Genomic DNA, 22,350 nt, shown 5'->3' on the forward strand with positions numbered 1-22,350 from the left:
TAAAAGAAATATTGCGCTTAAAAAATGTAGCACTTACATTTGCTAAAAAGTAGAACCGTGGAAATTTACAGATCGATACAAGATATTAAAACTATCAAAAATCCAGTATTAACATTGGGAATGTATGATGGTATTCATATTGGTCATCAAACCATTATCAATCAATTAAATAAAATTGCAAAAAAAATTGATGGTGAAAGTGTATTATTAACTTTCGATCCGCATCCACGTATGGTTTTGCAACCAAATTGTAATTTAAAATTTATTTATACGCTGGATGAAAAAGAACAAGCATTAGAGAAATTAGGTTTAAATCATTTGATAATTCATCCATTTACTAAAGAATTTTCCCAATTAACATCCATAGAATTTGTTCGAGATTTATTAGTGAATCAAATTAACATTCACACGTTAGTGATTGGTTACGATCATCACTTTGGAAAGAATAGAGAAGGAAACTTTGAACAATTAGAGATTTTATCAAAAGAATATGGTTTCAATTTAGTGCAAATAGAAGCCATTGATTGCGAAGAAATCGCGGTGAGTTCTACGAAAGTAAGAAATGCATTAGCTGATGGTAACATCGTTTATGCAAATAAAGCTTTAGGTACAAATTATCCAATCAGTGGAGAAGTGGTCCATGGCGATAAAATTGGGCGTACTTTAGGTTTCCCTACTGCAAACTTAAAAGTAGATCCTTTAAAAATTATTCCTGCACATGGAGTTTACAGTGTTCATGTTTTTGTTGATGAACAAAAATATTTAGGTTTATTAAGTATTGGCGTTCGTGCAACAGTTACAAACTCACAAGAATTGCGTGTAGAAGTAAATATTTTAGATTTCAATCAGGATATATACGGAAAAAAGATTCGATTAGAAATCTTAGATAAAATTAGAAATGAAAAAAAATTCAATGGCTTAGATGAATTAATCGAAGCTATGAATCAAGATAAAATGCATGCCATTGCAAAATATGGTCAATAAAAAAGTCGCCTCGATTGAGGCGACTTTTTTATTTATTTAATAACTAATTTATTTGTTGCTTGGTTTCCGTCTTTAAATGTAATCTGGATGATATATACACCTTTTGCAAATCCTTGTACATTCATTAATGTTTGATTAGATATAGATTTCAACTTCATACCTGTAACAGAAAATAAATCTATCTGCTTAATTTCTTTATTCGATTCTACTTTAAAAGATGTAGAAGTCGGATTCGGGTATATTTGATAATCAGCCTTTAAAATTTCATTTGTTTTTAAAATTTCTAACAAAAAACCAAAATTAGGAACTCCAAAACCTAATTGAGTGTCATAATTAGGATAAAGATGTGACGATTGTTCTATTGCTTGTTTCAGTTCGCTTATCGAAGTATTAGGAAAAGCTGAAATTACAGAAGCAACGGCACCTGCTAAAACTGGAGAAGCTAAAGATGTACCATTTGAAGCTACTAATTGCCCATTTGGACTATACGTTGGCGTGTAAACACCTAATGCAGAAACATTTGGTTTATTTACATTAGCAGCATTTGGACCATGAGATGAAAATGAAGCAGGAGAATAATATTCGTCAATAGCACCGATTGAAAAAATCTCTTGTGTATCTGCTGGTGCAGAAACATAATACCAATCGTTATTACCATCATTTCCCATTGCGTTAACTAAAAAAATTCCGCGAGAAGCCGCAATCTTAGCACCGCGAGAAATTATTGTGGTATTCCCATCCATATCATTATAAGAAAAATCGTAGCGAGGATCATCAAAAGTTGTATATCCTAACGAAGTATTAATTACATCTACACCAACACTATCTGCACGCTCAGCTGCCTGAATCCAATACATTAATTCTTTCGGCGTTTCTACTGGCGCATCTTCAGATACATACAATGCATAGGTAGCATCTGGCGCAGAACCAACATATTCGTTATTAATTTTAGCTGCCATCGTAGCCAAAACTACTGTTCCGTGCGAATGCATATCGTAAATAGAATTTGAATTGACGAAGTTTTTAGAATCAATAATTCTATTTTCATTTCGTAGTGCAGCAAATGCATTAATTGTATTTACACCTGGAAAACCTGAATCAATAACTCCTATCAAAGTATTTTGACCAGAAAATCCTGCATCGTGTAAAGGTCTTAAATTTAACTGATTGATAAAGACATCACTATAACCGTAATCATAATTTAGATTACGATTTTGATCATTTCTAAATTTATTTTGAGTATTTGCTGTACGTGGGTTGCTATTTCTAACTAAAGATTCAACATTTTGTACAAAAGGAAGGTTTTGAATTTGCGTGATTGTATTTTCATCATAAACTTCGACCATCACCGCGTTTAACCATTTAGAAGCTCCGACAAATTCTAAATCTAAATTTTTAATTTGCTGTAAATTATTTTGATTTAGTGGAACATCTTTGCTATCAATAGTAATATTTCTGTTCATTCGTCGTTCTTGCGCTCTTTGCGACAACATCAACGAAGGATTAGAAAAAAAAGTTTCGGTATTTGTTTTCGGTTGTAGATAAACCATGTAATATTCCTGACTCCATGCAAAGATTGAGGTCATTAAAAAACATAGCGATAAAATGTGTTTCATATTCTGTAAATTACAGAATCTAAAATACTACATTATATTGAATTATTATTTATTTTTTGAAGCTTCAAAATTGATGTAATAATTGTAAATCAGCTCTTTATTAGTTTGTATTTGTGATAAAATTTCAGGTTTAATATCTTTTGTATTAGTTAATATTTTCACTTGACCTTTATCTCTAACTAAAGTTAATTTTATTCCTCCCTTCTGAAAAATTAGTCGATTATTATTTTTACGAATAAATTCGAAACTAACACGCGTTACTTTATCTTGAATAATGAAACGATTTCTTTGAAAAGACAATGGAGAAATATCCTGTGAAGTAGATTTTGAACGTAATGCTACTGTTTCTTTTACTGGTACTGCTTTATTTGCCGCAAGTAAAATTGTATCTACCGTAGAAGTGGTTGCTATTGCAACTCCAGAAAAATCTTCTGCTTTTGCAAGTAAAATTGTATCAACATTTGCACTCGCAGCAATTGGTTTTGTAGAACTATCTAAAATTAATTCCTCGTTAGTTGTGTATGATTTTAATTCTTGAGAATCATTGCGAACAATTTTGTTCGATTCGGTTTTATGTTTTAAAATAACTTTTTCATCATTTTTAACCAAAATAGGACTTTCAGCAACAACAGATTCTACATCTGCATTAACTTCATTTTGCTGTATTTCAGGGATCAAAATTTTTTCTACTGATTTTTTCACAATATTGATATTCCCATTAGTATGGTTAATATTTTCTATCAAAAAATAAAAATATGGAACAGCAATCAAAGCAAATACAGCAGCAGAAAACCAAACACTTTGAATAAAGTTTTTAACAGGCGTTTCTGTTTTCTTTTGGAGATTATTTTCTATTTTTTTCCAAACAACTTCGCGCGGTTTATCCTGAAACGAAGTCTCTTCAACTTCTCTTCTAAATAATTCTTCTATTGGATCTTTTTCGCTCACAACAAATTCGCTTTTAAATTTGGATATTTTTCTAATAAATCTTTCAATTTTGATTTTGCTAAATTTAATTGAGATTTCGAAGTTCCCTCCGATATACCTAATTGATCTGCAATTTCTTTGTGTTTATAACCTTCTATCACATAAAGGATAAAAACCACTTTACAACCTTCTGGCAATAAATCGAGCAACTGTAATGCGCTACCATCCGATTGATTTAGATTAAAATCTGATGCAACATCTTTTGGATGATCGTCGATATTTAAAAAAATTGCTTTTTTCTTACGCAATTCCATTAAACATTCATTCACAATAATTCGATGCATCCAACCTTCAAAATTGCCTTCGTTTGTGTAAGAATTAATATTTTGAAAAATCTTTAAAAACCCTTTTACCAAAGCATCTTCAGCTTCATGTATATTCACAAAGTATCGTTTACAAACCGCATAAAAACGCGAGTCATATTTTTCGTAAAGCAAACGTTGTGCTTTCGAATCATTTTTCTTACATGCGTGAATAATCTGGTTTAAATCCAAGGTCTATTCCTTTCTCAATATTAAATGCTAATTTAACTGAAAAGGTTGGGTGTATGGGATAAAAATTTCGTTAAAGTTTAATTAATTATATAAAAAAGCCATCAATAAAAATTGATGGCTGGAAAAAATATATTCAATAAATTTATCCTACTAATTTGTTCGCTACTAAATATTCTGCAATTTGTACAGCATTTGTAGCAGCTCCTTTGCGTAAGTTATCAGCAACAATCCAGCAATTTAATGCATTTGGTTGAGATAAATCTCTACGAATACGACCTACGAATACATCATCTTTGCCTTCTGAATAGAATGCCATTGGATATGTATTTGTATCTGGATTATCTTGTAATGTAACACCCTCTTGCTCCGCTAAAAGTTTTCGTACATCAGCTAAATCAAAATCATTTTCGAACTCAATATTAACTGATTCCGAATGCCCTCCTTGTACAGGAACACGTACTGCAGTAGCTGTAATGTTCATTTCCTCTACACGCATAATTTTACGAGGTTCCTTTGTTAATTTTAATTCTTCCTTTGTATAACCAGTTTCTTCATCAAAAACATCACAATGTGGTAATGCATTTTTAAAGATTTGGTAAGGATAAACTTTGGCAACATCACGACCTTCAATTTCTCCGTTTAATTGCTCAACAGCATCTTTCCCCGTTCCTGTAACCGATTGATAAGTAGAAACAACTACACGTTTTACACCATATTTTTTATGTAATGGATTTAATACCATTACTAATTGGATTGTTGAACAGTTAGGATTTGCAATAATTTTATCTTCTGTTGTTAAAATATCAGCATTAATTTCTGGAACAACCAAAGGAATATTTGGCTCCATTCTCCATGCTGACGAATTATCAATAACAGTAGTTCCTACTTCCGCAAACTTCGGCGCCCACTGTTTGGAAGTTTCTCCACCTGCTGAAAAAATTGCGATATCTGCACGCATATTCACAGCATCTTGCATTGATACAATCTTGTATTCTTCACCTTTATAAACAATAGTTTTACCTATTGATCTTTCTGATGCTACTGGGATAATTTCAGTGATTGGAAAATTTCTTTCTTCCAAAACTTGGAGCATAACTCTGCCGACCATTCCGGTAGCGCCTACGACTGCTATTCTCATTCGTTTATTAATTATGAATTATTAAAATTTGAACTGCAAAATTAAACATTTATTAATCAAAAACGCTGTTATAATGCTGATTTATATGGTATTCATAAAATGTTTGATGTTAATTCACTGAATCTGTAAAAAGTTTGAATTATTATTCTAAAAAGTAGTTTTTAATAGAATTTTATTATCTATTAAAAATAAAAAAGTGGAGCAAAATGCTCCACTTTCTATATATTAATTGATATTATTTCTTAAAAATAATTATTTCTTGATGAATTTTTGGATACGAGTAACTCCTTTGTCATCTTTAACTCTTAAGAAGTAAACTCCTTTAGATAAATTAGCAACATTTACTTTGTTACCTTTAACTGATTGAGAAGAAACAACACGTCCAGTAACATCAGTAATTTCTACACCAGATACGTTAGATCCTTCTAATGCAATATTAATTTCTGTAGTAGCTGGATTTGGATACGCTTTTAAAGCAGCTCCACCTAATTCTACTGTTCCTAAACTTTCAAAAGTTCCTGTAACCTTCATTTGATAAGTTCCAGTATTGAATTGAGGTTTTGGGTTAACCCAGTTTCCATTTGCATCAATATAACATGTACCGTAAGGTCCTCCAAAATAAGCTGGTTTAGTCTCAGTCGCATCAGCATTTTGCCAAGGAATGAAAGAGTTAGCATAGTTGTTAGCAGAACCAGAAATAATCATTACTAAAGAAGTAGCAAATTTAGTTCCTGCTGGAATTTCAACTGTATCATACATCTCAACTTGTACCCATTGAGCATCTTGGTTAGTAGATGATGTGTAAGAACCATATGCTGGTAATTCTTCAAAATCTTCAGCGGCTAATAAATCGCCTCCAAAATCAGATCCATTATATTGGTATAAATAACCTTCTACAGCAGCACCAGCTTGAGGTCTACCTGAAACATCAATGTGTGTAGGTGTAAATGCTTCATTTAATCCAAATTCTGCTTGTAAATCGTAAACACGGCTTAACTGAATTGGTAATGTTAATGAACTACAAGATAAAACTCCTGTTGTTGCTGCAATTTCATCTGTTGAAACTTGGCTGTATGTAGCAGTTTCAGTCGCAACACCACTTGTAGTAATTGGTTGAATTACTGCAGAAGTTAAAGTTTCGTTTGTATTAATTATTTGTGTTTGTGCAAAAGTTGCAGAAAAAGCAGCAACCGATAATAAAGTAAAAATCTTTTTCATAAATAATGTTTTTAGTGTTTATTCATTTAATGTATTACTAAATTACAATTATTTTTTAAATAACAAAACTTTATCAAAAGTAAACATCTCATAATTATTTTAAGTGTTTTTAATAAAAACATCATTTAATATCAAAAATAGCCGTCAATCTAATAATTTGCATATAAAAAAAGCGATTCCTAAAGGAATCGCTTTTTAAAAAATTTTATTTAGACTTAAGCAAACTCGTTATAAGCTTGTTTTAAGTTTTCAGCAATCATTGCTGCAGAGTGTCCTTCGATATGATGACGCTCTAACATATGAACTAATTCACCATCTTTAAATAAAGCAACCGCTGGTGAACTTGGTGGAAATGGTGCGAAAAACTCACGCGCTTTAGCAACAGCATCTTTATCAAATCCTGCGAAAACTGTAGTTAAATTTGTTGGAACTTTATCGTTATCTAAAGATTGTAAAACACCTGGTCTTGCAGCACCTGCAGCACAACCACATACACTATTTACCATAACTAATGTAGTTCCTGGTTTTGCAATTGCAGCTTCTACTTGTTCTGGAGTTGTTAAATCTTCGAAACCGTTAGAAGTTAATTGCTCCTTCATCGGCATAACTATTTCTGCTGGATACATATTTGTAAATTTTTATATTTAATTTTATTAAAAGTCAAAGTTACATATAATCTAAAACTTTTAGAATACTTACCTTTGAATTCTCAAATTTACGAAGAAGTTTATACACATGAAATTGACATTTGGTAAGAACGAAAAATTAAAAAGTAAAAAAGCCATAGAAAATTTATTTTCGGAAGGTCAGTCTTATGTGTCTCATCCAATTCGGATTGTATATAAAGTTAATCCAAAGCAAGATTATACGATACAAGTTGGTGAAAGTGTGGCAAAGAAAAAATTTAAACATGCTGTAGATCGTAATCTTTTAAAAAGACGCATCAAAGAAGCCTATCGTTTAAATAAGCAATTAGTACAACTTCCTGAAGATGTATCTGTAGATATTTTATTCATTTACACATCATCAAAAATTAAGGATTATTCTACAATTGAACATTCGATAAAAGAAATCTTAACGAAATTGGATTTAAAACTAAATAAAAAAGAGCAACAATAAATTTGTTGCTCTTTTTTTATATCGATTGATTAAATCTTACGCTACTTTTTTTACGTTATTCTGAAGTTTAAAGAAACTAAAGAAAACAAAAGCTAAAATTAATCCACAAACAGAAGCTCCTAAACCAATAATCATCGGAAAGTTTTCTTCTGCTAATAATCCTGCTTGGTAATCCATCATGTATAGGTTATATCCTAATGCTCCAACTAAAATAGCAGTGATAATATAAATGTATGTTTTCATTTTAAATGACTTTTAAAAATTAATTTGTTGCATAAACAGTGCTCCGATATTCGAAGTAAAAAGCTTGATTGCAATAGATAACAAAATTACACCAAAAACTTTCTTTAAAACTGATAAAACACCAGGTCCCATCCATTTTTCTAGTTTTCCTGCAAATTTTAACACTAAATAAACAATCAACATATTTAGGATGATTGCAATTACAATGTTAATATCAGCATATTGCGAACGTAAAGATAGTACTGTTGTTAACGATCCTGCTCCGGCAACTAAAGGGAAAGCAATTGGTACGATTGATGCTGAATTTGCTTCTACACCTTTCTGAATCTCGATTCCTAAAATCATTTCCAGAGCGATGATAAAGATAACAAAAGCTCCGGCAACGGCGAAAGATTGTACATCAACACCAACAAGATTTAAAATTTTTGTTCCGAAAAACAAGAACGAAATCATTAAAATTCCGGCCGCTAATGATGCTTTTTCTGATTGAATATGACCTACTTTACTTCTGATTCCTACGATGATAGGAATACTACCAAGGATATCAATTACGGCAAAAAGTACCGCAAATGTTGTCCCTATTTCATTGATGTTTATTTTAGAGAAAAAATCCATGATTGGTTGATATATAAATTTTGACCCTGCAAAGTTAGATTAAATCAGTAGAGAATACAATTTTTTTTAACAACCAACTAATTAAGAATCAAAACCTAAGTTTTTTCTAATCTTCTAACCAATTCCGAAAATCATTCACTTTTTCGCGACTTACAATGCATTCTTGTTCATTATATTTATTTAAATTGATTTTTAACCGTGAGTTTGTGTAAACTGATATTTCTTTTATTGCATCAATATGAATTATTTGCCCGCGATTTATTCTAAAAAATTGTTTCGGATTAATTGACTCTTCAATTTTATCTAATGTATAATCTAACAAATAATTTTTGCCTTCTTTGGTAAAAGCATAGGTTGCTTTATTGTCGCTGTAAAAACATTCAACTTCATCAGTTGTAATCATTTTTATAGACGTACCAATTTTTGTTGTAAAACGCTCTTTATAGGTTTTATTTTGATCAAAAAGATTTCTAATCTGAGAAAAATTCATTTTTACCTGACTTTGTTTTTCGAATTTTTCTATCGCAAAAGCTAAATCGTCGGTATCAACTGGTTTTAATAAATAATCAACAGAATTTAATTTGAATGCTTTCAACGCATATTCATCATAAGCAGTGGTGAAAATAATTGCAGAATTCACGTCAATTTCATCAAAAATTTGGAATGATAAACCATCCGACAATTGAATATCTAAAAAAATTAAGTCGGGGTGCGGATGATTTATCAACCAATGGATACTATCTTGTACAGAATGCAACATAACTTCTACGTTGTATCCTAATTTTTCTATACGACGTTGGAGTAGGCGAGCAGCGGGTTTTTCGTCTTCTATAATTATAATTTTCATCGCTATTTCCACTTTTTAAGCTGATTCTTTTTCATTAAAATCTCTTTTGTTTTACGTACTTCCCATTTTTTATTAAAACCGAAAATTTTTACAGACATTATAGCAATAGAAATAACTGTTCCTAATAATATGTACAAATACCACAAATAAGTTGGACTTGTTAAATAATTTATACAAAATAAAAATACATTACCTAATCCTAATTTTACCAAGTTGCTATAAAAATCCTTTAATTCAATCGTGCGATCTACTGCTTCTTGATAAGATAAATTTTCTTGAGTTGTTATATCTATTTTGTTTGTTAATATTGGAAGTCTAACACTAAAATTTTGTTCAGTTTGATAAATTTCAATCTTTTGATCAGAAATCAATTCGTATCGTTTTTTAATATTATTTAAACCAACACCTGTCGAATCTTTGATTGAATCTTTCGGTTGGAAAGAATTTTCTATAATCAAGAAATTATCTTCTTTATAAATTCTAATTTTTAAAGGTTTGGATTCAGAAACAATATTATGTTTGATTGTATTTTCTAATAAAATCTGTAATGAAAGCGGAACAATAAATTCATCTTCTTGAAAATCCATTAGATTCATGTGAAAATGAATACTATTTTCAAATCTTAACTTTAATAAATTAATATACGTTTTGGCAAATCGTATTTCTTCTTCTAACGGAACAACTTCTTTGTCTTTTTGTTCTAATAAATAACGATAGATTTTAGAAAGTGAAGTCGTAAAATCAACTGCTTTTTCTGGATTTTCTTCTATTAATCCTGTTAAAACATTTAAGCTATTAAATAAAAAATGAGGATCTAATTGATTTTTTAGCGTTTCGAAATTAGCGGTTGCAGTTTCGGCTTTAGATGTTTCTTTTTTGATTTGTTTCTCGAATTTATTTCGATTTTTTTCCAAGTAATAAAATATCGAAAGAAATATTGAGGTGATAATTCCTACCAAAACATAATTTGCTGTTTGATTGTAGAAAATATCTATCGGAAATAAATCATTTACAAAAACTGTAAAAACATAATAAAGAAACTGAATAACAATTATTGATTGAAGAAAATATCGCCAAATGACATAAGAATGGAATCCATTTTTGTCGATTTCTTTCTTGTATTCATAAAACAAACTTGAGCCTATAAACGAAGCACATAAACTGAAAAGAAAATAACCAATAAAATAGTTGAATGCCGTGCTATTAAAGAAATAAGCCAATTGCGTGTTCGGATTTGTAAAAAACATGATTGAATAAATAATAAAATTTATACCAATCATGATTAGTATATTTCTGGTCAGCGTTGTTTTGTCTACAACCACAATTCCTTTAAGCACTTGAAAAGTTAACACGCCTAATAAAATATATGCGATAACTATGCTGATAATATCTTCTACACCATAAATTTCGAAAGCAAATCCTTTTTTAAACAACATCGTTAATAACATAATTACAACAACCAAAATGATTGAAATTAGATATAAAATAGAATCTTTAAAATTGTTCATTACGCTATTAATTCAATTATTAAACGGATAAATTTTCCTAACCAAAATAGAAACAACAAAATCATATTATTGATTTTTACATTCATTTTTTAGCAGGTTCTCAGCACGTTCTTTACCCCAATTTGGTTCAAATTTCGCTGGTTTTTCTGAGCCAAATAAAACTAAAGCATTTTTAACAGCTTTACAATCATTTGTTGTATCGCCCCCAATAAATTTTGATGCATTGATATTAAATTCTGCTTTTCCTAAAAGAGAACGTGGATTTGTAGGATTTAAGAGAATTGATTTAGCATAAATAGAATTAACATCATCTATCAATTGCATACCGTTTGCCATTGGATTTAGCACAATTTCTGAAGTTAAATTCATCGCTTTTAAATTTAAAATTTCAGGATTATTAGGATTTGAATATTCTAATTGATGAATTAAAACTCGAGCATCATCAATTAAATTTTGTCTTAAATTTTGGTCCGATCCTTCGAAAGATTGTAACGTTTGTATAAAAGCTACATAATATTTAGGAATCCAATTGTCTTGGTTATTTTTTTGAACTTTTTGAAAAGCTTCTATTCCAGCTTGATTTCCAATTTTCCAATCAGAAAAGGCTTGATTCATTTCTTGATCAAAAGTTGTTTGAGCAAAAGTTAAACTAGAAATTAATGTTGTGATTGTTATTATAAGTGTTCTCATTTTGAAATGGTTTTAATTTGTTGATGTAAAATTGCTTCAAAACAAAACCGAAATAAAATAAATGTGGACGAATTGTAGATTTTCGTAGATGAACTGCATAAAAAAGGGGAAATCAACCGTAATTGAATTTCCCCTGAAAGATTTATTTAATGTTAAAATTATTTGATAAATTGATTGACAAGCTTTTCTGTTTTGAAATATACATCTGTTAAATCTTCATTTGAAGATGAAATCGCTGAATATTTTGCTTGTCTTGCTTTGTTTAAAAGTGTTTTCCAATCGTTAACTAAATCTTGATTCCAACCACATTGTACAAGTTTTTCGCCAACGCTGTAATCCGAAAAATTAGCTAAATCTGTACCTGAATATTTCATACCGATTTCACATAACAAATCTTCTTGTAATTGGTAAAATGTTTTAAAATCTGGATGATGAATATTTTGTTGTAAAGCTTCTAATTTAGCATTTAATATTCTTTTTCCTTCGGTTGAAACATTTACAGAAGTTGAAATCATATTTTCATTAATACTAGGTTTTATAGCTTTTCGAGCAAATTTATTCTCGTTTACATCAGTTTGATTATCATCTTCATTTTCTTCAGTATCATCTTTTTTACGACGCAATAAAAATAAACCTAAAACACTTGCAGCGATGATTCCACCTGCAGTCCACAACCATTTTCCGTTTCCTTTTTTTACATCATTTGCTAATTCTGAAACCGATTTTGTAATTCCTTTTTCTATCGATTCGCTGTGATCATTTAAGTTTAAATCGTCTGAATTGTTCTTAACTTCATTCGCAGTTAAACCATCAACTGATAAATCTATTGCATCACTTTTTAGCGTAATATATTTTTCTTTTTCAGGATCAAAATAAGAAAACTCAACTGGCGCAATGGTGTAATCACCTCCAAAAGATGGAACCATCACTATTTCTGTAGAAACAGAACCTTGCATTCCTTCTTCGTAAACTTTAAAATCGTTTTTCTTTTTAGGTGCATAAAATTCAATATTTCCAGGAGTTTTAACTTCCGGAACTATAATCGTATTAAAGTTTCCTTTACCCGAAATTTCAATATTCAAATTAGCACTTTCGTTTACGCTTAATTCTTTTTTATTGATTGATGTTTTTAATTTAAAATCACCAACAGCACCCGAAAAATTATTTGGTTTTCCTTCTTCTGGTAATGCTTTCGCATTAATTACAACCGGATTACTTTTAATTTCGTACGCTTCCGTTCCGTAAATTCCAGAAACTAAAATATCCATAGAAAATGGATCAATTTCTATACGACCTTCACGTTGAGGAAATAAATTATATTTTGCAATTTCTTCCGAAAAATATGGTTTTCCAGAGACCATTTCTTGTTTAATAGTTTCTGGTCTGCTTGTAACCATTTTTGGACTTAAACCTTCTAATTTTCCTTGTCGGAAATTACGTTTACGGTTTAATAATCCTAAATCACGAGAATACATTTTTACAGTTAAACCAACTTGTTCATTAATGTAAGGATTCGTATTAGAAACGTTTGTTTGTAAAAAAACTGGTTGATTTGTATTAGCACGATTTGATAGGGCAGAAGTTGAGGATTTAGAAACTTCTACATCAATAGGTTTTGTAGTATATGTTTTACCATCAATTACAATTCTGGCTGAACCAATTCTTAATTTCCCTTCACGTTCTGGAGTGAAAATTAAGATAATTCCGTCCTGAATCAAACCTTTTCCATTTACATATTCTACATGTTGTGTTTTATTCTCACCAACTAATCTAAACCCATTATGGTCTGGATATTTCATCGGCGAATCTATACTATAATCTGTATCTTCAGCTTCAATAAAAAATCCTACTTGTAAGCTTTCGCCAACTGCTAAAAATTTTCTGTTCGCTTCAGATTTAAACGACACTTGTTGTCCTAATGCCCAAGTAGATGCAAAGACTAAAACAAATAATGTATTAAAAATCCTAAACGCTTTCATTACCAATCTTTCGATGTATTAGATCGTTGTTTATCCGCTTTTTGCTGAATAATACGTCGTTGTGTTCTCATTTCTTGTTCCTGTAAAGCTTTCAACATTCCTTCACCTAAACCAATTGGAGCATTTTCTTTGTCTGCACCTTCACCTTTAGAACCTTGTGAAATCTGAGGATTTTGTTGATTTCCATCTCCTTTTTGGTCTCCATTTTGTCCACCATTTTTAGGATTTCCACCATCTTTTTCTCTTTGATTTTTATCAGCCTGATTTTCTTGATTCTGATCATTCTGATTATTGTTCTGTTGTTGATTTTGTTGGTTCTGATCTTTTTGTTGATCTTGCTTTTGCTGATCATTTTTATCTTTCTTCTGATCTTCTTTGTTTGAAGATTGTTTAGATTGATTTTGATCTTTTTGTTTTTGCTTTTCAAGCATTTTTTTAGCGTAAGCTAAATTGTATCGAGTTGATTCGTCGTGCGGATCGTTTCTTAAGGCATTCTTAAAACTTTCCACCGCTTTCTCAAAATTTTGTTCTTCCAAATAAGCATTTCCGGCGTTATGATAAGCCGAATGTTTATCTGCTTTAGAAGTTGCAACTTCTGCCGAACGATTATAATGAGAAATACTTTCTTTGTAACGCTTTTGTTTGTACAAAGCATTACCTAAATTATAATTTGCCTTAACGGATGTAGGATCTTCTAATGCAGCACGTTTATACGAATACTCAGCATTATCAAATTTTCCATCTTCATAATAGCTGTTTCCTTCAATGATATAATCTTTTGCTTTATTTTGAGCAAAAGTTATCGTTGAAATTACAATAGCTATAAAAAAACCATAATGTTTTAAAAAGTAAATCATCTCTGTTACAAATCTACTTAATTCTCTTCTTAAAAAACTTATATTCAGATGTTAATAATTCTATAAAAAGTAACAATATAGCTAAACCTAAAAACCACTGATAGATATGATTCATATCCTTCGTAGTAGATGTTGCTATCTCATTTTTATTTAATCTTGTTTTATAAAAAGCTAAATTTGAAATGCCGTCTTGAATAGAATTTAATTGGATATAAGTTCCGTTAGTTTGTTCGGCTAACTTGCGTAGATTACTAGATTCTAATTTAGATATTACAGTATTCCCATTTCTATCTCTTTTAAAATCATCTTGATATCCGTTATAATACATTGGGATAGGACCACCTTTTTCTGTTCCTACACCAATGGAAACTATGTGTATATTTTGATCTTTCGCTAAATCGATTGCGTTACCAGTACTATTTTCGTTATCCTCTCCGTCAGAAATAATCACGATCATTTTACTTTGATTAGCAGACTTACTTAATAACTTAGAAGCTTCTTGTACAGCATTCTGAAAATCGGTTCCTTGACTAGAAATTAATTCTGTGTTTACATTATGAAGATAACTTTCAATGGCAGCATAATCATTAGTTAATGGAGAAATTGTGTAAGCATTTGCAGCAAAAACCACTAATCCAGCACGATCGCCACCTAATTGATTCATAAAATCAGCAATAAACTTCGTCGATTTTTCAATTCTTGATGGTGCCACATCTTGCGCGTTCATACTTGAAGATAAATCTAGTACGAAAACCAAATCAATTCCTTCGCGTTTCACTTCAACTTCCTTTTGTCCAAATAAAGGATCCATCAAAGAAATAATTATCAAAAATATTGCAGCACATGATAAGAACAATTTTAATAAAAATCGTCTGGAAGAAATCATCGGAAATATAAAAGGAAGGAGATGTTTATCAGCAAAAGTTGTTTTTACACGTTCTCTCCATCGGTAAACATTAACCGATAAAAATATAACTACAAATAAAGCCAATAACCATATTATTTGTCCAAAATCACCCCACTGCATTAAATTAATTCTTTAAAAACGGTTCTTCTTAGCACAATTTCTAACAGCAATAAAATTAAAGCTGGTAACAAGAATTTTGCGAAAAGTTCTGTATAATTATAAAATTTGATTTCATTAATTTCTGATTTTTCTAATCGATCAATTTCCGAATAAATATTTTTTAATGTTTCGTTACTTGTAGCTCGGAAATATAAACCACCTGTTTTATCAGCAATTTCTTCTAAAAGTAATTCGTCAATTTCCACTGGACGCATTTCAAAAATTAATCCACCATAAATATCATATCCAGTAGGAAAAGGAGCTTGTCCGTTTGTACCAATACCGATTGTATAAACTTTGATTCCTTTAGAAGCTGCAATTTCTGCTGCTTGTCTTGGAGAAACATACATTAAATCGGCAGACGGATTGATACTTTCAACACCATCCGTAATCAGAATAATAACTTTAGAAACTGCTTTACTATCTTTTAAATGATTGATAGCTGTTGCTAATCCAACACCAATTGCTGTTCCATCTTCTAAGATTCCAGATTGTAAACGATCGATTTCAGAGACTAACATTTCCCTGTCCGTTGTTAGGGGAACACGAGTTAATGCTTCGCCAGAATATTCTACCAAACCAATACGATCTGTTGGTCGTTGATTGGCAAATTCTTTCGCAACTTCTTTTAAAGCGTTTAGACGATCAGGTTTTAAATCTTGCGCCATCATACTTAAAGAAGTATCTACAGTTACCAAAATATCAACACCTTCGTCTGATTTTATTTGAGTCGTTACATCAACAATACGAGGTCGAGCCAAAGCAATAATACATAAAGCCATAGCCAACATTCGCATAACAAAAAGTAATGGTTTGTATCGTGATAAATTACTCTTTGCTGAACCAAATGGTTTTAGAGAACTGATTTTTAAAGACGCTTTTTTTTGTTTTGATTTTTTTATTTCTCTAAAAATGAAAAATGGTAAAATCAATAACAAAAGTAAAACCCAAGGCGTCTGAAATTCAAAGTTAAACATTAGCTATTATCCCACTTTTTGTACTTCTCACCTGTAACTTTATCTTCAGTTTCGGAATCATTTTCCGGAAGATCAAGCGGTTTTATACGTTCTACAAATTCACCAACCCACGTTCTGTATTTTACATTTTTTTCTTCATCTAATTCTTGCTTCGCAAATTTTACTAAATCTGAATCAGATAAGAATTTTCTGAATAAATGTTTATCTTCAGCAACAATATCTTCACGATTTTCTATCGTTTGTGCCAAATCATCTGACAAGATTTCTAATGCTGAAAAATGATAAACTTTACCAATATATCTACGCAAAATAAATGAAAGTTGTGTGTAATATTCTCGTTGTTCACCTCTCTTTAAATATTTTTTTGCATCCAAAGATTTTAATCCTGCAATCATTTCCTCGTAAGGAGTTTTTGGTTCAAGATTTTTTAAATTTCTAGATTTTGAACGAATAAATAAGATGATTAAAACAAGAGCTATAATAAACAGAATTAAAGCTGTAATTCCATAAATCCAATATTTATTCCAATAATCACGCAATGAATACTCGACCGTCATAATTGGTTTAATTGGATGTACTTTAGCTTGTGCAGTATCTACTTCAACATCCTGAACTTCGATTTGGAAAGATGGCGTTCTTAAAACTTGTCCATTTTTTTCAACCGGAATTGTCGGTATAAAATATTCGCCCGCATCATAAGAAGTCAAATCCAATTGATGTACAATTTTCTTATTTTCACCTTCAATTACTGTATCAATTTTTTGATCAATAATTTCGATGTGATGAGAAAGTGTATCTTTTAATGATTGAAATTGAATTTTATCACCTTTCGTAAAATCAATAGAATAAATTAATCGAACAGGTTCACCTATTTTAATCTTTGTCGTATCAATTTTCGCATCTAATTCTTGAGCAAAACCAAGAGACGAAAAAAATAAACTTCCTAAAAGAAATAGCTTCTTCATATCAAAAACGATGACTTTTAAAATAGTTTAACAATGGATGAACATAATCTTGATCGGAACGAATTGATAAACTTCCTGCATTGTTTTTCTTGAAAATTGCGTGGTATCTTTTATCTAATTCATGAAAATATGCAGCGTACATTTTTCGAGTATTAGCCGATGATGTATCAATTAATCTAATTTCTCCAGTTTCTTGATCTTGTATATTAACTAAACCAATGTTTGGAAAAATAGTTTCCTTTTCATCAAAAATTCGTAAACCTGTAATATCATGTTTTTTTGATGCTACTCGCAAAGGTTTATCGTAATCTGATGAATCTATAAAATCTGAAATAATAAACACATTCGATTTTCGACGTGCATATTTCATAAATTGTTCTAACGTTTCCGCTAAATCAGTTTTTTTACTAATTGGTTCGTACGAGATAATTTCTCTTACGATTCGTAAAACATGTTGTTTTCCTTTTTTAGGAGGAATAAATTTTTCGATATGATCTGTATATAAAACCAAACCTACTTTATCATTATATGTAGTTGCCGAAAAAGCCAACGAAGCAGCAATTTCAGCAATTGTTTCCATTTTTATTTGCTTACGTGTTCCAAAGTTTCCCGATTCCGAAACATCTATTAACAAATACATGGTTAATTCGCGTTCTTCCTCAAAAACTTTTACATAAGGTTCATTGTAGCGAGCAGTTTTGTTCCAATCTATATTTCTAACATCGTCGCCGTATTGATAAGGACGAACTTCGCTAAAAATCATACCTCGCCCTTTGAACGAACTGTGGTATTCGCCCATGAATAAATTACTCGCTTTACGCTTGCTCTTTAATTCAATACGTTTTACACGTTTTAAAATTTCTTTAGTATCCACAATAAATTGAAAGATTAAGGAACTGGAACAACATTCAGAATATTATCAATAATTTCTTCTGTCGTTACATTTTCTGCTTCTGCTTCATAACTAACTCCGATACGATGACGTAAAACATCTTTTGCCATGGCACGAACATCGTCTGGAATTACATAAGCTCTTCTACGTAAGAATGCGTAAACTTTAGAAGCTTGAGCTAAGTTGATAGATCCACGTGGTGATGAACCAAATGAAATCATTGGAACTAATTTTTCTAAACCTACTTTTTCAGGGAAACGAGTTGCATTGATAATATTAAGAATATATTTTTCGATTTTTTCATCCATATAAACTTGTTTCACCATTTCTCTTGCTTCCAATAATTCTTGGATAGAAATTACTTTGTTAATTTTTGGAAATGATTGATTAATGGAATGACGTAAAATCATTCGTTCCGCTTCTAACTCTGGATACGTGATCACAGTTTTCAACATAAAACGATCGACTTGAGCTTCAGGAAGTGGATAAGTACCTTCTTGTTCTACCGGATTTTGAGTTGCTAATACTAAGAAAGGTGTATCCAATCGGTAAGTTTCATCACCAATTGTTACTTGTTTTTCTTGCATCGCTTCTAATAAAGCAGATTGTACTTTCGCTGGCGAACGATTTATCTCATCGGCCAAAACGAAGTTCGCGAAGATTGGACCTTTCTTTATTCTAAAATCGTTTTCTTTTACATTATAGATCATGGTACCAACTACATCTGCAGGTAATAAATCGGGTGTAAATTGAATACGAGAAAATGAACCATCTACAGCTTCAGAAAGTGTTTTGATTGCTAATGTCTTGGCTAATCCAGGAACACCTTCTAATAATACGTGTCCATTACCTAATAATCCTATCAATAAACTTTCGACCATTTTCTCTTGTCCAATAATCGATTTATTGATTTCAGAAGTTAAGCGAGTGATAGATTCGCTCTTAGCTTCAATCTGTTCGTTAAGTTGTTGTATATCCAAAATTCCGATAAAATTTATTTAGTTCGGTTTAATCATTCAAATTTCACTAAAAATAAGAACAATGTATAAGTTTTGTATTTAAAAGTTTATTGTAAATACGTTAAACTTTGTTAAAACGAATATACAATAGAATCTATTGAAGATTTCACAATGGTTTCTGTAAATTATTTACAAATTTTGAACAACTTTCAACATTGATTTACTGTCTTAAATAATTCAGATTTTTATTAAATCATTAAAAAATAAGTTGACCTTACTATTATAAAATTGAAATTTAGCTTCAAAATCAGAGTAAAAAAATGCAGTGAAAATACAAGACTATTATGTTGAAATGGAATTGGAATAAATGATAATATGAATCCCTTAAATATTTTCTTGGTTTGAATTATTAAAAATTATCAGTGTTCATTTTTTGATTTTGGTATGAAATATGTATTTAAAAACGGAACTAATACTTTCTATATTTTTAATATTCTATAAAAGTATAAGTTGAATTTTTCTAAATCATATTTACAAAAATATAAGGTCAATCCCTTTTTACTAACCAAAATTATTCAATCAAAAAAGCGAGTATTAATACTCGCTTTTTTGATTAATTATCATTCTTGTATAAACCAATTTTAAGGCGTTTTTGGTTATCAACATTTATTAACAAAGCATATTAATAACCTTTTAATTGATTGAATATCAATTCTAAGTTTTTAACAAAATAAAATTAACCAATAAAAAAGTCGGAATATAATTCCGACTTTTTTATGTTATATATTGAATTAAAATATTCTATTTTAAGATAGCTGCAACACCTGGTAATTCTTTACCTTCTAAAGACTCTAACATTGCTCCACCACCTGTAGAAACATAACTTACTTTAGTATCGTAACCAAATTGTTTAACAAAAGCAACAGAATCTCCACCACCAACTAACGAAAACGCTCCGTTTGCAGTAGCTTCAGCAATTGCATCACCTAATGCAACAGTTCCGGCAGCAAAGTTTGACATTTCAAAAACACCTAATGGACCATTCCAAAGAATTGTTTTTGAATTTTTGATTACTTCAGCATTTTGTTTGATTGTTTCATCAGCTACATCCATTCCCATCCATCCGTCAGGAATTTCACCAACAGGAGTAATTTGACGATTTGCATCGTTGTTAAAATCATCTGCAATTACATTATCAATAGGTAAATAAACTTTAACATTGTGGGTTTCGCAAGCTGCTAAAATTTCTTTGGCTAAATCTAATTTATCATCTTCCACTAATGAATTTCCGATTTGTCCACCATTTGCTTTTACGAAAGTATAAGTCATCCCTCCACCAATAATTAAATTATCAATAACTGGTAAAATGTTGTTAATAATTGTAATTTTTGACGACACTTTTGCACCTCCAAGTATCGCTGTTACAGGTTTTTCTCCATCAGCTAACACTTTGTTAATAGCTGTTAATTCTTGTTCCATTAATAAACCGAAACATTTATTTTCTGGGAAGAATTCTGCAACAATTGCAGTAGAAGCGTGTGCACGGTGAGCTGTTCCGAACGCATCATTTACATAAATATCTCCAAAATCAGCTAAAGCTTTAGCAAAGTTTTCATCTCCTTTTTCTTCTTCAGCGTGGAAACGAACATTTTCTAACAATAAAACTTGGCCTGGTTTTAGATTCTCTACTTTTTGTTTAGCATCATCACCAATTACATCATTAGCAACGATAACTTCTGTTCCAATAATTTCAGAAACTTTATATGCGATATGTTTTAAAGCGTATTTGTCGTTAAATTCCCCTTTAGGACGTCCTAGATGACTCATTAACACAACTGCGCCACCATCCTTTAAAATTTTAGCGATCGTTGGTTCAGCGGCTTTAATTCTTGTGTCATCGGTAACTTTTAAGTTTTCGTCTTGCGGAACATTAAAATCAACACGAATTAGGGCTTTTTTGTTTTCAAAGTTGAAGTCGTTAATTGTTTTCATTTTGTTTGGTATAATTTGTAGTACAAATGTAATTAATCTTTGATTCTTAATTGAATTTTGATTTCAACCTTTTTCAACTTTCAACATTTATAAACATATATAATAATTAACTAAGTTTTTAATTTTTAAAAAAAAGAAAAATATATACCTATTATTAGCACTGTTAATATGTGAATAACTAAAGTGAGATAAATTTTGTTTCACTTCTATTAACAGGTTATTATTCGTAATTTTGCTTTATAATTAAAGGTTTAGAAATGGTATCAACATTTTATTAAATCTGTTCATAAACAACTTTTGTGAAAAAGTTGAATTGTGAAAAGTATTAATAAACGTGTGTAAATTTTTCATGCCAAGATGAAAAGTTTTACTTGACTTGTATTAAAATATTTCTAATTCGAAATTTGAATCACATTTCCAAATTTTTGTGCTCAAAACTTATTAGAATTATTAATCCAAATCTTAACAAGTTGTTACTTTAACTTAACGTTTGATTTACAATGAATTAAAACAAAAACATAAAAAACAGTTGTTAATAGTATGAAAATTGTAATTGGATCAGACCACGCTGGGTATGAATATAAGGCTAAATTAGTAGCCTTTTTAACAGGTAAAGGATTTGATATTGAGGATGTTGGTCCCTTTTCAACAGAGAGTGTTGATTACCCTGATTTTGCGCATGCAGTGGCTACGAAAGTTGAGGAAGGAAATGCTGAATTTGGTATTTTACTTTGTGGAAGTGCACAAGGTGTAACAATGACTGCAAATAAGCATCAAAAAGTGCGTGCTGCTTTATGTTGGATGACAGATATTGCTGCTTTAGCACGTCAGCATAATAATGCTAATGTATTAACATTACCAGCTCGTTTTATTGCTTATGAATATGCAGAGCAAATTGTAGATACTTTTTTATCTACTGATTTTGAAGGTGGTCGCCACGAAGCGCGTGTGAACAAGATTGCTTGTTCTTGCTAAAAATAAGTTTACTTAAATTATATAAGAGATTATTTTATCCAAATAATCTCTTTTTTTATTTTTAAATTTTAAATTATAATATCTAAATAAGTTTAAATTTTAAATTATATCACCTTATTTATATTGTTAAATTCAACTATTGAAGCAATTACGCTTTATATTTGTTTGTCTATTGTTCGTTATTCTACTTTTACAACTCGATAAAAATAATTAGTTAAAAAATTTATTA

22 protein-coding genes are annotated in these 22,350 nt (G+C 30.4%); 3 read left to right on the forward strand and 19 right to left on the reverse strand.

Annotated elements, in window-relative coordinates; all coding sequences use genetic code 11:
- The first annotated feature begins 57 nt into the window (after window positions 1-57).
- Complete coding sequence (locus J9309_RS04830) at window positions 58-984, forward strand: bifunctional riboflavin kinase/FAD synthetase (RefSeq protein ID WP_230477405.1); 927 nt, start codon at window positions 58-60, stop codon at window positions 982-984.
- 32 nt (window positions 985-1,016) lie between these two features.
- On the opposite strand, the gene J9309_RS04835 is transcribed toward J9309_RS04830, so the two are convergent.
- The 6 genes from J9309_RS04835 to J9309_RS04860 all read right to left on the reverse strand — a co-directional run bounded on the left by J9309_RS04835 (window position 1,017) and on the right by J9309_RS04860 (window position 7,063).
- Complete coding sequence (locus J9309_RS04835) at window positions 1,017-2,600, reverse strand: S8 family peptidase (RefSeq protein WP_230477406.1); 1,584 nt, start codon at window positions 2,598-2,600, stop codon at window positions 1,017-1,019.
- 45 nt (window positions 2,601-2,645) lie between these two features.
- Complete coding sequence (locus J9309_RS04840; RefSeq protein ID WP_230477407.1) at window positions 2,646-3,548, reverse strand: hypothetical protein; 903 nt, start codon at window positions 3,546-3,548, stop codon at window positions 2,646-2,648.
- The gene (locus tag J9309_RS04845; RefSeq protein WP_230477408.1) at window positions 3,545-4,081 is read right to left on the reverse strand and encodes an RNA polymerase sigma factor; all 537 of its coding nucleotides are present in this window, start codon (window positions 4,079-4,081) and stop codon (window positions 3,545-3,547) included. Before J9309_RS04845 ends, J9309_RS04840 begins: the two co-directional genes overlap by 4 nt.
- A gap of 142 nt (window positions 4,082-4,223) precedes the next feature.
- On the reverse strand, window positions 4,224-5,219 hold the full coding sequence (locus J9309_RS04850; RefSeq protein WP_230477409.1) for an aspartate-semialdehyde dehydrogenase: 996 nt from the start codon (window positions 5,217-5,219) through the stop codon (window positions 4,224-4,226).
- A gap of 252 nt (window positions 5,220-5,471) precedes the next feature.
- On the reverse strand, window positions 5,472-6,437 hold the full coding sequence (locus J9309_RS04855; protein WP_230477410.1) for a T9SS type A sorting domain-containing protein: 966 nt from the start codon (window positions 6,435-6,437) through the stop codon (window positions 5,472-5,474).
- A 215-nt stretch (window positions 6,438-6,652) separates the two neighbouring features.
- A complete protein-coding gene (locus tag J9309_RS04860) occupies window positions 6,653-7,063 on the reverse strand; it encodes a BrxA/BrxB family bacilliredoxin (RefSeq protein ID WP_230477411.1) in 411 nt (136 codons plus the stop codon).
- A gap of 109 nt (window positions 7,064-7,172) precedes the next feature.
- On the opposite strand from J9309_RS04860, the gene rnpA reads away from it, so the two are divergent.
- Window positions 7,173-7,556: a ribonuclease P protein component gene (gene rnpA / locus J9309_RS04865; protein WP_230477412.1), complete on the forward strand. Its 384-nt coding sequence runs from the start codon at window positions 7,173-7,175 to the stop codon at window positions 7,554-7,556.
- Window positions 7,557-7,592: 36 nt separating this feature from the next.
- On the opposite strand, the gene J9309_RS04870 is transcribed toward rnpA, so the two are convergent.
- The 13 genes from J9309_RS04870 to J9309_RS04930 all read right to left on the reverse strand — a co-directional run bounded on the left by J9309_RS04870 (window position 7,593) and on the right by J9309_RS04930 (window position 21,146).
- Window positions 7,593-7,799, reverse strand: a complete 207-nt coding sequence (locus J9309_RS04870; protein ID WP_230477413.1) for a hypothetical protein — start codon at window positions 7,797-7,799, stop codon at window positions 7,593-7,595.
- Between the two features lie 12 nt (window positions 7,800-7,811).
- Window positions 7,812-8,414, reverse strand: coding sequence for a MarC family protein (locus J9309_RS04875; protein WP_230477414.1), 603 nt, complete (start codon window positions 8,412-8,414; stop codon window positions 7,812-7,814).
- A 106-nt stretch (window positions 8,415-8,520) separates the two neighbouring features.
- Entirely contained in the window at window positions 8,521-9,261 is a 741-nt protein-coding gene (locus J9309_RS04880; protein WP_230477415.1) for a LytR/AlgR family response regulator transcription factor, read from the reverse strand.
- 2 nt (window positions 9,262-9,263) lie between these two features.
- Window positions 9,264-10,769 (reverse strand): histidine kinase, encoded by a 1,506-nt coding sequence (locus J9309_RS04885; RefSeq protein WP_230477416.1) that lies wholly within the window; start codon window positions 10,767-10,769, stop codon window positions 9,264-9,266.
- Between the two features lie 66 nt (window positions 10,770-10,835).
- Complete coding sequence (locus J9309_RS04890; protein WP_230477417.1) at window positions 10,836-11,459, reverse strand: hypothetical protein; 624 nt, start codon at window positions 11,457-11,459, stop codon at window positions 10,836-10,838.
- A 158-nt stretch (window positions 11,460-11,617) separates the two neighbouring features.
- A complete protein-coding gene (locus J9309_RS04895; RefSeq protein WP_230477418.1) occupies window positions 11,618-13,438 on the reverse strand; it encodes a BatD family protein in 1,821 nt (606 codons plus the stop codon).
- Window positions 13,438-14,295 (reverse strand): tetratricopeptide repeat protein, encoded by an 858-nt coding sequence (locus tag J9309_RS04900; RefSeq protein ID WP_230477419.1) that lies wholly within the window; start codon window positions 14,293-14,295, stop codon window positions 13,438-13,440. Before J9309_RS04900 ends, J9309_RS04895 begins: the two co-directional genes overlap by 1 nt.
- Before the next feature lie 13 nt (window positions 14,296-14,308).
- A complete protein-coding gene (locus J9309_RS04905; RefSeq protein WP_230477420.1) occupies window positions 14,309-15,322 on the reverse strand; it encodes a VWA domain-containing protein in 1,014 nt (337 codons plus the stop codon).
- Window positions 15,322-16,338, reverse strand: a complete 1,017-nt coding sequence (locus J9309_RS04910) for a vWA domain-containing protein (RefSeq protein WP_230477421.1) — start codon at window positions 16,336-16,338, stop codon at window positions 15,322-15,324. The genes J9309_RS04905 and J9309_RS04910 overlap by 1 nt, the downstream gene beginning before the upstream one ends.
- A complete protein-coding gene (locus J9309_RS04915) occupies window positions 16,338-17,303 on the reverse strand; it encodes a BatD family protein (RefSeq protein WP_230477422.1) in 966 nt (321 codons plus the stop codon). The genes J9309_RS04910 and J9309_RS04915 overlap by 1 nt, the downstream gene beginning before the upstream one ends.
- Window position 17,304: 1 nt before the next feature.
- Window positions 17,305-18,177, reverse strand: a complete 873-nt coding sequence (locus J9309_RS04920) for a DUF58 domain-containing protein (protein WP_230477423.1) — start codon at window positions 18,175-18,177, stop codon at window positions 17,305-17,307.
- A 14-nt stretch (window positions 18,178-18,191) separates the two neighbouring features.
- Window positions 18,192-19,175, reverse strand: a complete 984-nt coding sequence (locus tag J9309_RS04925; RefSeq protein ID WP_230477424.1) for an AAA family ATPase — start codon at window positions 19,173-19,175, stop codon at window positions 18,192-18,194.
- A 780-nt stretch (window positions 19,176-19,955) separates the two neighbouring features.
- The gene (locus tag J9309_RS04930; protein ID WP_230477425.1) at window positions 19,956-21,146 is read right to left on the reverse strand and encodes a phosphoglycerate kinase; all 1,191 of its coding nucleotides are present in this window, start codon (window positions 21,144-21,146) and stop codon (window positions 19,956-19,958) included.
- Window positions 21,147-21,686: 540 nt separating this feature from the next.
- Between J9309_RS04930 and rpiB the strand changes: the two genes are divergently transcribed.
- The gene (rpiB, locus tag J9309_RS04935) at window positions 21,687-22,121 is read left to right on the forward strand and encodes a ribose 5-phosphate isomerase B (RefSeq protein WP_230477426.1); all 435 of its coding nucleotides are present in this window, start codon (window positions 21,687-21,689) and stop codon (window positions 22,119-22,121) included.
- Window positions 22,122-22,350 lie beyond the last annotated feature (229 nt).

The sequence above is a fragment of the Faecalibacter bovis genome (assembly GCF_017948305.1).
Classification (GTDB): Bacteria; Bacteroidota; Bacteroidia; order Flavobacteriales; family Weeksellaceae; genus Empedobacter; species Empedobacter bovis.

What these genes read in the sequence shown, in the direction of transcription:
- J9309_RS04835 (WP_230477406.1), bottom strand. Translation starts at nt 2,600, where the DNA reads ATGAAACACATTTTATCGCTATGTTTTTTAATGACCTCAATCTTTGCA.
- J9309_RS04850 (WP_230477409.1), bottom strand. Translation starts at nt 5,219, where the DNA reads ATGAGAATAGCAGTCGTAGGCGCTACCGGAATGGTCGGCAGAGTTATG.
- J9309_RS04855 (WP_230477410.1), bottom strand. Translation starts at nt 6,437, where the DNA reads ATGAAAAAGATTTTTACTTTATTATCGGTTGCTGCTTTTTCTGCAACT.
- J9309_RS04860 (WP_230477411.1), bottom strand. Translation starts at nt 7,063, where the DNA reads ATGTATCCAGCAGAAATAGTTATGCCGATGAAGGAGCAATTAACTTCT.
- rnpA (WP_230477412.1), top strand. Translation starts at nt 7,173, where the DNA reads ATGAAATTGACATTTGGTAAGAACGAAAAATTAAAAAGTAAAAAAGCC.
- J9309_RS04870 (WP_230477413.1), bottom strand. Translation starts at nt 7,799, where the DNA reads ATGAAAACATACATTTATATTATCACTGCTATTTTAGTTGGAGCATTA.
- J9309_RS04875 (WP_230477414.1), bottom strand. Translation starts at nt 8,414, where the DNA reads ATGGATTTTTTCTCTAAAATAAACATCAATGAAATAGGGACAACATTT.
- J9309_RS04880 (WP_230477415.1), bottom strand. Translation starts at nt 9,261, where the DNA reads ATGAAAATTATAATTATAGAAGACGAAAAACCCGCTGCTCGCCTACTC.
- J9309_RS04885 (WP_230477416.1), bottom strand. Translation starts at nt 10,769, where the DNA reads ATGAACAATTTTAAAGATTCTATTTTATATCTAATTTCAATCATTTTG.
- J9309_RS04890 (WP_230477417.1), bottom strand. Translation starts at nt 11,459, where the DNA reads ATGAGAACACTTATAATAACAATCACAACATTAATTTCTAGTTTAACT.
- J9309_RS04895 (WP_230477418.1), bottom strand. Translation starts at nt 13,438, where the DNA reads ATGAAAGCGTTTAGGATTTTTAATACATTATTTGTTTTAGTCTTTGCA.
- J9309_RS04900 (WP_230477419.1), bottom strand. Translation starts at nt 14,295, where the DNA reads ATGATTTACTTTTTAAAACATTATGGTTTTTTTATAGCTATTGTAATT.
- J9309_RS04905 (WP_230477420.1), bottom strand. Translation starts at nt 15,322, where the DNA reads ATGCAGTGGGGTGATTTTGGACAAATAATATGGTTATTGGCTTTATTT.
- J9309_RS04910 (WP_230477421.1), bottom strand. Translation starts at nt 16,338, where the DNA reads ATGTTTAACTTTGAATTTCAGACGCCTTGGGTTTTACTTTTGTTATTG.
- J9309_RS04915 (WP_230477422.1), bottom strand. Translation starts at nt 17,303, where the DNA reads ATGAAGAAGCTATTTCTTTTAGGAAGTTTATTTTTTTCGTCTCTTGGT.
- J9309_RS04930 (WP_230477425.1), bottom strand. Translation starts at nt 21,146, where the DNA reads ATGAAAACAATTAACGACTTCAACTTTGAAAACAAAAAAGCCCTAATT.
- rpiB (WP_230477426.1), top strand. Translation starts at nt 21,687, where the DNA reads ATGAAAATTGTAATTGGATCAGACCACGCTGGGTATGAATATAAGGCT.